The following is a 13,246-nucleotide window of genomic DNA, read 5'->3' as shown; positions in this document are numbered from 1 at the left end:
TTTTTAGAAATTCTTATAAAAAAATGAAAAAAATGTAGTTGTCTGATAAAAGGCAAAATTGATGAGTACAAACGTCAAGCGAGTATTCTTGGACTTAATATAAATCAAACAGGAATTGAAAGAAGGGCAAGATTTATTGTTAGCCAAGATTATCACAACGCCCATTTTTCTGATAGGATTTGGCGAGATGCAAGAGAATTATCGAGACGAATTGAAAGAAACATTGAATCTGTTGTAATACAGGGCAAAAATCCCAGGGAGTTTGCAAGAAAACTCAGAGATTTAGTTAGTAAGGATATTAAAAATATAACTAATGCTACTGAAAGGTTAGCTTATACAGAAAGCGGCAGGGTATGGATACAAACTCAAATTGAAGCATATAAAGATGGTGGTTATGAATATTTAGAAATAATGACCGAGCCTACAGCTTGCAGGCATTGTAGTCCTCATAATGTGGATATTGTTAAAATATCAGAAGCAGTTGAGGGTGATAATATCCCCTTATGGCATCCAAGGTGTAGGTGTACTACTGTTACTTATTTTGATGATAAAAACTCTGATAAAAGTTATAATTTAGAGGATATAGGGTATAATTATAATGAGATTAATGAAGTTTTTTATACTGAAGATTTTACAATTCACTATAATAAAATTTATAAGTATCTTCTAAAAAAAGGAACAGATTACTATCAAGAATTTAAAAGCGTTGGGTTTAAAGAAGAAAATTCTTATAAATTATTAGATCAGTTGTACGAAGGTTATAAAAACGGAAAAAAAGTTCATGATAGAAAAAATGACTACACTTTCAAAAATTTTAGAATTGATATGCAACTAGGAATTAATAAAAAAAGAAATTTTAGAACAGCGTGGAGCATTGATAGGAAGGGGGATAAGCCTAGATTTGTTACGGCTTACAGATATGAAAAAAAGAATAAATGAATTTGATACTGTAAAAATTATTAATAAAAATGTAATTGGCACAGCTGTAGATATAACCAATATTAATGGTAGAGATATTTATCTTATAGAGGATAAAGAAAAAACTTTTTATGAGTCAGGCGATTGGGAATATAAAATACATCAGTGTTTAGAAGATGATATTGAATTGGTAAAGAGAGCTGATTGATATGTCAAAAGATGATTATTTTGTAATTGTATACCAAGTTTTAAAATACCTATATGAGTGTTTGAAAGATGGTAAAACTCCCGATAAAGAACAGTTTGAAAATATGAGCTTAAGACTAAATAAAGACTATTGGTATTACATCATTGAAAACCTATCTAAACAATGATTTGTCGAAGGGGTTTATATCAAAAAAACTAAAGATGGTAAAATCATATACTATAATGAAATACAAATAACACCTAAAGGTATAGAGTACTTATTTGATAATAATTTAATGGCAAAAGCTAAGGAATCATTAAAAGGATTGGTTGATGTTGTAGCTTTGTTTGTATAAACGAACACATTCGAGTTAGAATGTGTTTTTTAAATTTAAACTAAGGAGAAATAAATAGTAACTTTATTACAAATAACTTTAATAATATTAAAGGCTTTAGGTTATATATCTTGGTCTTGGTGGGCAGTGTTTGCTCCTTATATAATATTAGGATTGTTAATTATAACATGGGTTATATCTGCTGTTGTGATAGGTATAAGAAACGAAAAATGGTATAAAGAAAATTTTAAAAATAATAATGAAACTAACAATAAAATATTATCCAAAACTACCGAAAAGAAAACGGATACTAATTAGAGAGGGCGGTGCTTATGAGCAACACGCCCATTTTTTATGCAAGAAAGATGCTTTAAATGTTAGAAGATTAATAGATAGTAACAAGTATCCATATAACAAGAAATATAAATTAGCAATGCAAAGGATACTTACTGAGGAAGAGTTTAAGAAGCTTAATAAGAAACAAAGATACTACAATGTAAACAAAGGAATGAAAAAATAATCGTGCGTTAATCGTGAGAAATCGTGAATTAATCGTGCGATTTTTTATTTGCGAAGATACCGAAGTGGAAAACGGGACGGTCTGTAAAACCGTTGGCTTAGCCTTCGTGGGTTCGAATCCCACTCTTCCCACCATGTCCAAGCTTTAATGACGTAAAACTTTAAGGATAGTTAAGCATTACAACTTTAAATTATGGAGGTAAATATGGCAGACGAAACTAAAAATCAAGTTGAAGAAACTACAGAAGAAATCGAAGAAACAAAAGAAAAAAAGGATGAGAATAAAGAGTCTGAAAAGAAATATTCTGATGAACAAGTAGACGAAATCATCAAGGAAAAGAAAGCTAAATGGCAAAAGCAACAAGATGAAAAAATCAAGGAGCTTGAGGAAGCCAGAAAGCTTGAAAAGATGAATGAAGATGAAAAGTTGAAGTACGAACTCGACAAGTACAAAAAGGAACTTGAAGAGTACAAGCAAAGAGAGAATCAATCAGCCATGGCAAAGGTTGCGAAAAATATGTTGATTGAACAAGGCTTCAATATTTCTGATGATCTTGTGAATAATCTTATAACTGATGAGGCAGAATCTACAAAAGAGAATGTGAAAGATTTTGCTGATATGTTAAAAGACTTGGTGGAAAAAAAAGTGAACGAAAGATTAAAGGGCAAAAGTCCAGAGGTTAAAAGACGAGTACAAAAACAAATAAGATAAGTGAAAAATTTATTAAATATCAGAACTTGATAGTAGTTACTTAATCTATTTGTAATGTTAGGTCAGCATAAAATTCAAGTGCAGAAACTGTTGCAACTACATAGTGATACAAAATATTCATTATGATAGTGTATATGCTATAGTTTGATTTTTTACATTTGTGCAAGTATCAAATGAAGATATGTGCTTGTAGGAACTCAAATAGGACACTACACCTTAGATTAGCTTTTATGAGAAAATATGTGAAATACTTTTAATAATTAAATGTAAAATGTTTAACAGTAGTAGTCTTATTTGGATTAATTAAAATATTAATATAGTAAGTAAGAGAATATACCAACAAAAATACAAAAAACAAAAAAGCAATCGAAAATGCTTTGGTAATTGTATAATTAGCGATAAATTCAACCAATCAAACATTTGTAAAGATTTAAGAGAAAAAAATGGTTTTATTTCAGAAATGTAAGAAGTTTATAATGCTTTTGAAAGCTAGACATATATATAGTTGTAAATAAAGTATCTAAAAATACCATGGGATTATTGATGGTGGTCATTCTATATGGAATTTTTTTAAAAAAATAAGTATATTTAAATAATTTAAAAAATATTTGGAGATAAAACTCCCTTTAAAAATTTATATTATATCTTTGTCTTAAGTTATATTTGAGTTAGCAACGTGTTATCAACCGTATCAAAATTTATAGATTTTTGTAGAATTTAATTAATATTAAATGTTGAAAATCCTATAAATAGGCAAAAAAAAATGGAGCCACTTCCCAGGATCGAACTGAGGACCTCATCCTTACCATGGATGCGCTCTACCAACTGAGCTAAAGTGGCACTGAAAATAATATACCATAGAAAAATATTTTTGCAAATAATTTTTAAATATGCAAAATAAACGGTATAATGTATGTAATTGTAGTAAAAATATAAAATTTATGGTATAGTATTTTTATAATATTTAGGAGGAAATAATGAGTAAAGAAACATTTGAAAGAAGTAAACCACATATTAATATCGGTACAATCGGACACGTAGACCACGGTAAAACAACAACAACAGCAGCAATTACCCAAGCATTAAACAAAAAATACGGAACAGGTGAATACGTAGATTACGAACACATCGACAAAGCACCAGAAGAAAGAGAACGTGGAATCACAATCAACACATCAGTAGTAGAATACGAAACAGAAAAAAGACACTACGCACACATCGATGCACCAGGCCACGCTGACTACGTTAAAAACATGATCACAGGAGCAGCACAAATGGACGGAGCAATCCTAGTAGTATCAGCTGCAGACGGTCCAATGCCACAAACAAGAGAACACATCCTATTAGCAAGACAAGTAGGAGTACCAAAAATCGCAGTATTCCTAAACAAAGAAGACCAAGTAGATGATCCAGAATTAATCGAATTAGTAGAAATGGAAGTAAGAGATCTACTATCAGAATACGACTTCGACGGAGACGATGCACCAGTAATAGTAGGATCTGCATTAAAATCATTACAAGAAGGCGGAGAAGGCGAATGGTCAGACAAAATATTAGCTCTAATGGATGCAGTAGACGAATACTTCGACATCCCAGAAAGAGATAACGACCAACCATTCCTAATGCCAGTAGAAGACGTAATGACAATCTCAGGAAGAGGAACAGTAGCAACAGGAAGAGTAGAAAGAGGAACCCTAAAACTAGGATCAACAGTAGAAATCGTAGGATTAACAGACAAAACAAGAGAAGTAGTAGTAACAGGAATCGAAATGTTCCACAAATCACTAGACGTAACAGAATCAGGAGATAACTGTGCATTACTACTAAGAGGAGTACAAAGAAACGAAATCCAAAGAGGACAAGTAATAGCAGCACCAGGCTCAGTACACCCACACACAGAATTCGAAGGACAAGTATACGTACTAACAAAAGAAGAAGGAGGAAGACACACCCCATTCTTCTCAGGCTATAGACCACAATTCTTCTTCAGAACAACAGACGTAACAGGAGATATCCAACTAGAAGAAGGAACAGAAATGGTAATGCCAGGAGACAACGCAACATTCAAAATCAAATTACAAAAACCAATCGCTCTTGAAGAAGGATTAAGATTCGCAGTAAGAGAAGGTGGAAGAACAGTTGCTTCAGGAGTTGTTTCTAAAGTAATTCAATAATATTATTTAGAGCGAGTCTTTTAGACTTGCTCTTTTTTTAATTTATTTTGGCTAGGAGTTTATATGAAAAATAAAAAAATATATTTATTATTTTTGTTTTTAATTTCTATTACTTTATCATCTTGCTCTTTAAGAAATGACAAAAAACAAGATGAAAGTAATTCATTTTCCGATATAAATTCTAATTTAACTATAAATAATAAAAAAGAGAAAAAACCTAAAGGAGAACCTTATCTTGTTGGAGTTGCACCTGATGATTATAATATGGATTATGATACGTCTAGATTAAAATCATTGAATGAAAAAAAATCTAAATATTATCCAAAAGATGGGGTTAAGGGTATATATTTAAATCCATATTCTGTAGCTGATCCCAAAAAGTATAATAAAATTATTGATTTAATTGATAGTACAAAGCTTAATACTGTTGTCATTGATATTAAAGATGACTGGGGAAATATTACTTGTGATTTTAAATCTAAGGATAAGGATATAAAATATGCAACTGATAAAGTAATTGATGCCAATGATTTTATTAGAAAAATGCACAATAAAGGAATTTATGTTATTGCAAGAATCACAACTTTTAAAGATTCTGTAATTTCTGAAAAACATCCAAACTGGGGATTCAAATTAAATAATGGTTCTCTATTAGTAAATGGACTTGGGGAATCTTTCATAAATCCTTATATGGATGATGTTAGAAATTATAATTTGAAAATTGCTGAACTTGCAGCAGAGGCAGGTTTTGATGAAATTCAATTTGATTATGTGAGATTTGCTGAAGGATTTGAGAATATTAGCGATGATTTAGATTATTCTAAAGGAAAATGGGAAAATCTAAAAATGAAAGATGGTGACAAAAGGGTTGATGCCATTACTAGTTTTGTAAAAGAGGCAAGAGAAATGCTTCAAGATTACGATACTCCATGTGGAATTGATGTTTTTGGATATTCTATGCAGGTTGGAAGAGCTGATGGTATTGGTCAAGATTTTAAAGAAATTTCTAATCAAACAGATGTAATGAGCTCTATGATTTATCCTTCACATTGGGGATTTTATTCTTTTGATATTGAAAAGCCGGATTTAGAACCTTATGAGCTTGTAAAAAGATATTTAAAAGAGGAGCAAAAAGAATTTTCTGAAATTGAACATAAGCCTCAATCAAGACCTTGGATTCAAGATTTTACAGCTTCTTGGATTGGAAGTGGAAATTATATGGAATATGATAAGGATGCTGTGGAAGCTCAAATAAATGCTATTTATGATTCTGGTCAAAATGAATTTTTACTTTGGAATGCAAGCTCAAAATATACAAAGGGCGTTGATTATTAAAAGAAAGTAGATTTTATGGAAAAAAAAATAAAGGAAAAAATTGAAATGGCTATTAAAGCCGTTGAAATTATTATATGTGTAAGTATTTTATTTTCTTTAATTTTGTCAATACCAATTCTTGTTAAATATGCAATTTCTGTAATTAAGGCTTCAGATTTTAAACAAAATTATGATTTATTAAATGAATTTTTGAAATTTGCACTTTTATTGGTTGTAGGGATTGAGCTAATTGAGATGATTCTAACTAGATCGCACGAGGCTATCCTAACCTTAATTTTATTTGTAATAGCTAGGAAAATGCTTTTATACTCAGTAGATTTACTTGATATTTTGGTTGGATCCTTATCGATAGGATTAATATTTGTTATAATAAAATTTGTTGTTAAAGATGATAGCTTAATGGCAAAAATTGACAATACTTATTCGGCAGCTATGACTGTGAAAAAAATAAAAGAAGAATATAAACTAGATATACCTCAAGATATGTCAAATACATTGGGCGGTTTGGTTTATGAAATTGCTAAGGTCGAAGGTATAAATGAATTAAAAGAAAATACTAGGTTAATATATGGATCTTATAAATTTAAGATTATTAGCATGAAAGATGGAGTTATAAAAAGAATTAGAATTGAAGAATTAAAATAATAAAAAAATCATTAGTTTTTTTGCTAATGATTTTTTTATTATCTGACTTAAATTCTATGATTTTTTCTGAATTGAGAAGGAGTTAAGCCTACTTTTTTTCTAAAAACTTGGTTGAAATATGATTGGGAATTAAATCCAACTATTGATGAAATTTCTTCCATTGAATGGTTGGTACTTATAAGTAGGTTCTTGGTAACTTCAATTCTTTTTAAAATCAAATAATCAATAGGGGTAACTCTATATGATTGTTTAAATTCAGCAATCAAATGAAATTTATTCATATAGGCCATTTTTGATAGGCTTTCGAGCTTAATATCTTCTGAGTAATTATTATCAATGAAATTTTTTATGTAATCAATTTGCTTGTTGATTTTGATGTCATTAGTGATAACTATCTCGTCTTTAAATTTTCTAAGTAAAGATATAACAAATTCGCTTGCCTTTGCATTTGCCATTGATTGGGCAAATATATCAGTAGAATTGAATTCTTCATTAATAATATCAAAGGATTTTATAAAATATTCTTGATTTTCTTCTATATTTTTATATATGTACTTATCTTCTTCAATATCATTGTCATTTAAAAGATTTTTTACAAAAATACTATCTACTCCAAAAGATATATAAACTAAATTTTCGTCTTTAGATGAATATATACTGTGGCCAACATTTGAATTGATGATAAAGAAATCATCTTTACTTGTATCTATAACCCTATCTTCAATTGAAAATTTTCCCTTTCCATCTAAAATAAAATAAAATTCTGTAAATGGATGAAAATGAATCCTAGAATTTATATTATTGGAAGTAGAAAATTTTTTTGCATAAAGAACTTTAAGATAGATATTTTGCATGTCTGACTTATCGTTTCCGTGTTTATCTAAAATTTCCATAAAATGTTTTCCTTTTCTTTTTTCATACATACATTATACATAAAAAATCACTTTACTACAAGATGATTTCTTGGACTAAGAAGCATATATGATATAATAAATAATGAATTAATAGATGATTATTTTATATTAAATATAGGAAGGAATAATGATGGAAACTAGAAAATATTTGAATGGGGAATCTTTTGATGGCTATAAGTTTTTTGGAAACCATAAAAAAAGTGAAAATTCTTATATATTTAGGACACTTGGGCCAAGTGCTAAAAATATTTACATAGTTGGTGATTTTAATGGTTGGAAAGAGGAAAAACTTAGAAAATATTCAACCGGTGTTTTTTCAAAAACTATAAAAAATGTTAAAGAATTTGATAAGTATTTATATGTGATTGAAGATAAAAATGGGAGAAAATCTTATAAATTAGATCCATTTTCTAAATTATCAGATGAAAAATGTGAAAATTCCATAATTTTCGATAAGTCTTTTGATTATTCTTATAAAATTAAAGAAAATAGAAATTTAAATATTTATGAGATAAATTTTAGAAATATAGATAAGAAAATTTTTACAAACGATAAATTTATTGATTATATAAAAGAAAATAATTTTACCCATTTAAAAATTATGGAAATTTTTACTGACAGTTTTTCTTATAATAAAAAGTTATTTGATTTAGAAGATTTAAAAGTCTTTATTGATAGGTGCCATAAAAATAATATAGGAATAATCATGGATGTAGAAATATCTTCTTTTTATCCTAATGAAAAATCTTTGCTTAGATTTGATGGATCAAATATGTATACTTATGATTATGATGATATTTTGTATAATTATGATGGGAAAATAAATATAGATCCAAATAAAAAAATTGTAAAATCTTTTATTTTATCTTTTATCAATTATTTAATTGTTGAATTTAATCTTGATGGCTTATCTTTTATTAATTTAGAAAATTTGATATTTTGGCAAGGAGATAAGTCAAGAGGTGTTAATCAAAGTTGGATAGAACTAATTAAAATAATAAATTCTCATATAAAAAGTTTAAATAAATTAAGTCTCGGTTTCTATAATTCGATTTGGAAAGATGACATAGGTCTTGATTTAGGATTTTCTTATATTTATGATAAAACTATGGAAAAAATAATAAAAATTATGCAAAAATATCCTTATCAAAGGCACGATTATTCTTATGTTGTAAAAAATTTGATTGAAAATGATTATAGAAAATTTCTTCTTGGTTTTAATTATTTTGATAGTTTGGGTGAGGGAGCGAGTCTTGCTATGAAAATGCACTCAAATGACAAAAAATATGACCAATTAAGGACCTTATTTTTGCTTACATATACATTAAATTCTAAAAAAATTCTATTTATGGAAGATGAAAGAGGATCTTTGGAAACTTATAGTTTTGATAAAAAAATAGACTTTGAAGTAAAAAATAAAAATGAAAAAGATTTTAACAAATTTTATAAGAAAATTTCTAAATTTTTCAAAGACAATGAGGATTTATATGAAGGAGATTTTAAGACAAAAGTTTTAGACATTGAAGGTTATTCGCTTTTTGCCTTTAAAAGAAAAGGAAAAAATTCTGAGTATTTAATTATAATTAATCTGACCGACTTGGAATATAAAATAGGCTATTTAAATAAGACAAAAACAGTTTTGACAAGTTTTGATGAAAATTTAAAAAATAAAAGTATTATCCCTGCATATGGGTCTGGGATTTTTAGAATAAAATAAAAATAGCTCTTGCAAATAAAAAATTTGCAAGAGCATTTTTTTATGGTTTTTCAATTAATTTATATTCATTTTCTAAATTATGGGCAATATTTGTAAATCTTTCCAAAATTGTTTTTCTTGTAATTATTCCAACAAAATATCCATTTCTATGAGTTATACATATAAAATTATTATTAATAATAAGTCTTAATATATCTTCAAGGTCTGAATCGTCAAACAATATTGGAACAATTTGGTCCATCACTTCACTTACCTTGGTTTGGGTTAGAATTTCTTCGTTAAAAAATGTAACATCTTCTGAAGAAATTACAATTTTTGAAATTGAAATTAAACCTCTGACCCTGTCTTTATCATCAAGAACTGGAATAGTTTGATAGGACCTATTTGAAAGAACAATTATTGCGTGCAAAAGTGTGTCATTTTCTCTTACAACTGCAACTTCACTTGCTGGAGTTATAAGATTTGCAGTAGGTTGATTAAATAATTTTTTTAATTTTTCACCAATCATTTTTACTCCTTCTTAAAAAAATAGCCTTTTGTAAAAACAAAAGGCATTATAGAGTATATTATGTAAGCACACCCAAGCTTGTATAATAAAATTTATACGTTACTCAAACAGCCAGCTCATGACAGGTGACCTTACGGCACATAAGAAGATCTACTTAATGCTGCTACGTTCCCGTCCTGACATGGTTCATAGTTTCTTATTGCGTAAGACCCATCAATCAACACCGCTTATTTGAGGCAGACTATATATTTTAAAATCCTAACTTGGGAATTCAATCCTGCTATAGCGGATTGCAGGTTACAGGGCACCGCTAACTCCCCATCTAGTGCATGGCGGAGAGCAAGGGATTTGAACCCTTGATACACTATCAATGTATACACGATTTCCAATCGTGCTCCTTAAGCCGCTCGGACAGCTCTCCATGCTTACAGATAAAAACTATACTTTATTTTCAAAAAAATTCAAATGAATTTTTAAATTAAAAAAATATTTTCACTATGGTATAATCTTTAGGGAAAGGAAAGATTATGGCAAAAGCTTTATATAGAGAATACAGACCTCAAAAATTTTCTGACGTTTTGGGTCAGGACAGGGTTGTGAATGTTTTAAAAAATCAGATTAAATCTGGTCAAATATCTCACGCATATTTATTTGCGGGCGAAAGGGGATGTGGAAAGACGACTTGTGCAAAAATTTTTGCCAAGGCTATTAATTGTCTAAATCCTAAAGACTCTTCACCTTGCGGTGAGTGCGAAAATTGTAAATCAATTGAAGAAGAAACGACAATGGATGTTGTAGAAATGGACGCTGCTAGTAACAGAAGAATTGATGATATTAGAAATTTGAAAGAAACTGTAGTTTATCCACCAAATAATTTGAAATACAAGGTTTATATTATTGATGAGGCTCACATGATTACAAGAGAAGCTTTTAACGCTTTATTAAAAATTATGGAAGAGCCACCAAGTCATTTGGTTTTTATTCTTGCTACAACAGAAATTGAAAAAATTCCAAAAACCATTTTATCAAGAGTACAAAAATTTGAATTTAATAAAATTGGTAGAGAAGATATAATTAAACAAATTGATATAATTTTATCTGACAGAAATATTTCAATGCAAGTTGAAGCAAAAGATCTTATCGTAAAAAAAGCCAAGGGAGCAATGAGAGATGCCCTTTCTATTTTGGACCAAGTTTTATCAATTGAAAAAGAGGATTTTTCCCTAAAAGATGTTGAAAATATTTTGGGCCTGGTTGATTTTGATTCTTTGGATAAATTAGTTGATAATATAATTTCCTACAATCAAAAAGAATCCTTGGATTTGCTTTTTTATTTAAGAGAAAATGACAAGGATGATGAGGATATATTGGATGGGCTTGTTGGGTATTTTAGGGATATTATGGTTTATAAGACAAGTCAAAATGAAAAATATATAGAAAATTTAGAATATATTGAATTAATAAAAGAAAAAATAGAAAAAATTTCATCAGAAAGGCTAGTAGGATATCTTGAAATTTTAAATGATTATTCAAATAGGATGAAATTATCTGATAATTCTTCTCTCCTTATGGAAATGACAATTTTAAGACTTATAAATTTAAAAGATGAAGAAGATATCTTATCAAGACTTAAAAAATTAGAAGAAGAAAAAAAAGAAAATATAATCGACATAATAAATAAATTGGTTGATCAAAAATTTGAAAATTTAAATCCAGATAAATTTATAGTAAAAGAAAACTCTATTCCTATTAAAAAAGAAAAAATAGAGGATGAGGAAAATCTAGAAAAATCTTTTGAAAATAATAAGATTTCAGATGATAAAAAAATAATAGAAGAAGAAAAAAATGATCTTGAAAATGTTATTGAAAAGGATGAAAATGTAGAAAATTTAGAAGAAAAGAGTGAGGAAAGTTTTGTTCTAGATAAAGACCAAGAAGAACTTTTTGTAAGAGAACTTTCATCAAATTGTTCTCCAATTTTAAGGGCTATGTTTAAAGATGAAGGTTTTAATTATTACATTGAAAAAGATAATTTCATAATTTATTATTCTAATATTTTATACAGCCAATTTTTAGAAGAATCAAAGCCAAGAATGAAAGAAATTTTAAAGGCAGTTACAGGAAAAGAATTTGAGCTAAAAGTGTCATCTATTGACAAAAAAATTTCTAACAAGAATAATAGTATAGAAGGATTTAAAAAAAATCCACAAGACGATGTAATAAAAAAACTAAAAAAAGTTTTTGAAAATGATTTAATAATTGAAGAATAAAGGAGAATATTATGGCAAGAGGCGGATTTCCAGGTGGAAATATGAATAATATGATGAAAAAAGTACAAAAAATGCAAAAAGAAATGGCAAGAGCCCAACAAGAAATTGAAGAAAAAGAATTTTCTTCAACAGCTGGTGGTGGTGTTATTGAAGCAGTTGTAAATGGAAAAAAAGAATTAGTTAAAATAAATATTGACGAGGATGTAGTTGATCCTGAAGATACTGAAATGCTCGAAGATTTGGTTGTTGCAGCAGTAAATGATGCTTTGAAAAAAGCTGACGAATATACACAAAGAGAAATGGGAAAATTAACAGGAAATATTAATATTCCTGGACTAATGTAATGAGTTTGTATCCTGAAAGTTTAACTAAATTAATTGAACAATTCCAAAAACTTCCAACTATTGGCAAAAAAAGTGCCGAAAGACTTGCAATGAGCATAGTTGGAAAAGATTTGGATAGTGTAGAAGAATTTTCAAATTCTCTTCTTGAAGTAAAATCGAAAATTCATCCTTGTAAAATTTGTGGAAATTTGACAGAAGATGAAATTTGTGGAATTTGTAAGGATGTTTCAAGAGAAGAGAATATAATTTGTGTAATTGAAGATGTAAAAAATTTATATGCGATTGAAAAATCACAAGTTTTTCACGGAAAATACCATATTTTGGGAGGACTCATTTCACCTTCTGATAATGTAAAAGCTGAAGATTTATCAATTGATAAATTATTAGACAGGATTGATAAGGAAAATATTAAAGAAATTATTTTGGCGATTTCTTCCACAATTGAGGGGGAAACAACTTCTTTGTTTTTAGCTCATTTATTAGAAGGAAAAAATGTCAAAGTTTCTAAAATTGCTTCAGGAATTCCTGTCGGATCAAATTTGGAATATTTTGACCAACTTACTCTTGAAAGAGCCTTGGAAGATAGAAGAGAAATTTAATTATATTATTAAAATTATCTTGTTTTGTGATATAATAAAACAGAACTAGTAATATGTTTGGTCTTTAAAT

The 13,246-nt window shown here is 28.4% G+C and carries 13 protein-coding genes, 2 tRNA genes, 1 other RNA gene and 1 pseudogene; 12 read left to right on the top strand and 5 right to left on the bottom strand.

Translation table 11 applies throughout. The features are described from left to right. The first annotated feature begins 42 nt into the window (after positions 1-42). From L6653_RS03585 to L6653_RS03565, 5 genes and pseudogenes are all read left to right on the top strand, one after another. A complete protein-coding gene (locus L6653_RS03585; protein WP_369806166.1) occupies positions 43-939 on the top strand; it encodes a minor capsid protein in 897 nt (298 codons plus the stop codon). After that, the gene (locus L6653_RS03580) at positions 902-1,126 is read left to right on the top strand and encodes a hypothetical protein (protein ID WP_236785554.1); all 225 of its coding nucleotides are present in this window, start codon (positions 902-904) and stop codon (positions 1,124-1,126) included. Before L6653_RS03585 ends, L6653_RS03580 begins: the two co-directional genes overlap by 38 nt. Position 1,127: 1 nt before the next feature. Continuing rightward, a pseudogene (locus tag L6653_RS08845) lies at positions 1,128-1,460 on the top strand (YjcQ family protein). Between the two features lie 238 nt (positions 1,461-1,698). Then, complete coding sequence (locus tag L6653_RS03570; RefSeq protein ID WP_236785553.1) at positions 1,699-1,959, top strand: hypothetical protein; 261 nt, start codon at positions 1,699-1,701, stop codon at positions 1,957-1,959. 204 nt (positions 1,960-2,163) lie between these two features. After that, the gene (locus tag L6653_RS03565; protein WP_236785552.1) at positions 2,164-2,670 is read left to right on the top strand and encodes a DUF4355 domain-containing protein; all 507 of its coding nucleotides are present in this window, start codon (positions 2,164-2,166) and stop codon (positions 2,668-2,670) included. A gap of 764 nt (positions 2,671-3,434) precedes the next feature. Here L6653_RS03565 and L6653_RS03560 read toward each other — a convergent pair. Continuing rightward, a tRNA-Thr gene (locus tag L6653_RS03560) sits at positions 3,435-3,510 on the bottom strand. Between the two features lie 137 nt (positions 3,511-3,647). Here L6653_RS03560 and tuf point away from each other — a divergent pair. The 3 genes from tuf to L6653_RS03545 all read left to right on the top strand — a co-directional run bounded on the left by tuf (position 3,648) and on the right by L6653_RS03545 (position 6,824). After that, positions 3,648-4,844 carry an elongation factor Tu gene (tuf, locus tag L6653_RS03555; RefSeq protein WP_236785551.1) on the top strand — a complete coding sequence of 399 codons (1,197 nt, stop codon included), beginning with the start codon at positions 3,648-3,650 and terminating at the stop codon, positions 4,842-4,844. A 63-nt stretch (positions 4,845-4,907) separates the two neighbouring features. Next, the gene (locus tag L6653_RS03550) at positions 4,908-6,179 is read left to right on the top strand and encodes a putative glycoside hydrolase (protein WP_236785550.1); all 1,272 of its coding nucleotides are present in this window, start codon (positions 4,908-4,910) and stop codon (positions 6,177-6,179) included. Positions 6,180-6,194: 15 nt separating this feature from the next. Continuing rightward, a complete protein-coding gene (locus L6653_RS03545) occupies positions 6,195-6,824 on the top strand; it encodes an HlyC/CorC family transporter associated domain-containing protein (RefSeq protein WP_236785549.1) in 630 nt (209 codons plus the stop codon). Positions 6,825-6,871: 47 nt separating this feature from the next. On the opposite strand, the gene L6653_RS03540 is transcribed toward L6653_RS03545, so the two are convergent. After that, positions 6,872-7,717: an AraC family transcriptional regulator gene (locus tag L6653_RS03540; protein ID WP_236785548.1), complete on the bottom strand. Its 846-nt coding sequence runs from the start codon at positions 7,715-7,717 to the stop codon at positions 6,872-6,874. 148 nt (positions 7,718-7,865) lie between these two features. Here L6653_RS03540 and L6653_RS03535 point away from each other — a divergent pair, with 148 nt between their 5' ends. Continuing rightward, on the top strand, positions 7,866-9,455 hold the full coding sequence (locus tag L6653_RS03535) for a GlgB N-terminal domain-containing protein (protein ID WP_236785547.1): 1,590 nt from the start codon (positions 7,866-7,868) through the stop codon (positions 9,453-9,455). A gap of 40 nt (positions 9,456-9,495) precedes the next feature. On the opposite strand, the gene cbpB is transcribed toward L6653_RS03535, so the two are convergent. The 3 genes from cbpB to L6653_RS03520 all read right to left on the bottom strand — a co-directional run bounded on the left by cbpB (position 9,496) and on the right by L6653_RS03520 (position 10,384). Continuing rightward, entirely contained in the window at positions 9,496-9,963 is a 468-nt protein-coding gene (gene cbpB / locus L6653_RS03530) for a cyclic-di-AMP-binding protein CbpB (protein ID WP_236785546.1), read from the bottom strand. A gap of 64 nt (positions 9,964-10,027) precedes the next feature. Then, an RNA gene (gene ffs / locus L6653_RS03525) (signal recognition particle sRNA large type) lies at positions 10,028-10,294 on the bottom strand. Beyond that, positions 10,294-10,384: transfer RNA gene (locus tag L6653_RS03520), tRNA-Ser, on the bottom strand. The genes ffs and L6653_RS03520 overlap by 1 nt, the downstream gene beginning before the upstream one ends. Positions 10,385-10,490: 106 nt before the next feature. On the opposite strand from L6653_RS03520, the gene dnaX reads away from it, so the two are divergent. The 3 genes from dnaX to recR are packed head-to-tail and all read left to right on the top strand — an operon-like array spanning position 10,491 to position 13,176. Beyond that, entirely contained in the window at positions 10,491-12,233 is a 1,743-nt protein-coding gene (gene dnaX, locus L6653_RS03515) for a DNA polymerase III subunit gamma/tau (RefSeq protein WP_236785545.1), read from the top strand. Between the two features lie 11 nt (positions 12,234-12,244). Beyond that, on the top strand, positions 12,245-12,577 hold the full coding sequence (locus tag L6653_RS03510) for a YbaB/EbfC family nucleoid-associated protein (RefSeq protein ID WP_049690893.1): 333 nt from the start codon (positions 12,245-12,247) through the stop codon (positions 12,575-12,577). After that, positions 12,577-13,176: a recombination mediator RecR gene (gene recR, locus L6653_RS03505; protein WP_236785544.1), complete on the top strand. Its 600-nt coding sequence runs from the start codon at positions 12,577-12,579 to the stop codon at positions 13,174-13,176. The genes L6653_RS03510 and recR overlap by 1 nt, the downstream gene beginning before the upstream one ends. The last annotated feature ends 70 nt before the right edge of the window (positions 13,177-13,246 follow it).

The organism is Anaerococcus ihuae (assembly GCF_928368155.1).
GTDB lineage: Bacteria > Bacillota > Clostridia > Tissierellales > Peptoniphilaceae > Anaerococcus > Anaerococcus ihuae.
Note: the sequence above shows the minus strand (reverse complement) of the source record. Positions and strands in the feature narration are given on the sequence as shown.

What these genes read in the sequence shown, in the direction of transcription:
- L6653_RS03540 (WP_236785548.1), bottom strand. Translation starts at nt 7,717, where the DNA reads ATGGAAATTTTAGATAAACACGGAAACGATAAGTCAGACATGCAAAAT.
- cbpB (WP_236785546.1), bottom strand. Translation starts at nt 9,963, where the DNA reads ATGATTGGTGAAAAATTAAAAAAATTATTTAATCAACCTACTGCAAAT.
- L6653_RS03570 (WP_236785553.1), top strand. Translation starts at nt 1,699, where the DNA reads ATGAAACTAACAATAAAATATTATCCAAAACTACCGAAAAGAAAACGG.
- L6653_RS03510 (WP_049690893.1), top strand. Translation starts at nt 12,245, where the DNA reads ATGGCAAGAGGCGGATTTCCAGGTGGAAATATGAATAATATGATGAAA.
- dnaX (WP_236785545.1), top strand. Translation starts at nt 10,491, where the DNA reads ATGGCAAAAGCTTTATATAGAGAATACAGACCTCAAAAATTTTCTGAC.
- L6653_RS03545 (WP_236785549.1), top strand. Translation starts at nt 6,195, where the DNA reads ATGGAAAAAAAAATAAAGGAAAAAATTGAAATGGCTATTAAAGCCGTT.
- recR (WP_236785544.1), top strand. Translation starts at nt 12,577, where the DNA reads ATGAGTTTGTATCCTGAAAGTTTAACTAAATTAATTGAACAATTCCAA.
- tuf (WP_236785551.1), top strand. Translation starts at nt 3,648, where the DNA reads ATGAGTAAAGAAACATTTGAAAGAAGTAAACCACATATTAATATCGGT.
- L6653_RS03535 (WP_236785547.1), top strand. Translation starts at nt 7,866, where the DNA reads ATGATGGAAACTAGAAAATATTTGAATGGGGAATCTTTTGATGGCTAT.
- L6653_RS03550 (WP_236785550.1), top strand. Translation starts at nt 4,908, where the DNA reads ATGAAAAATAAAAAAATATATTTATTATTTTTGTTTTTAATTTCTATT.
- L6653_RS03565 (WP_236785552.1), top strand. Translation starts at nt 2,164, where the DNA reads ATGGCAGACGAAACTAAAAATCAAGTTGAAGAAACTACAGAAGAAATC.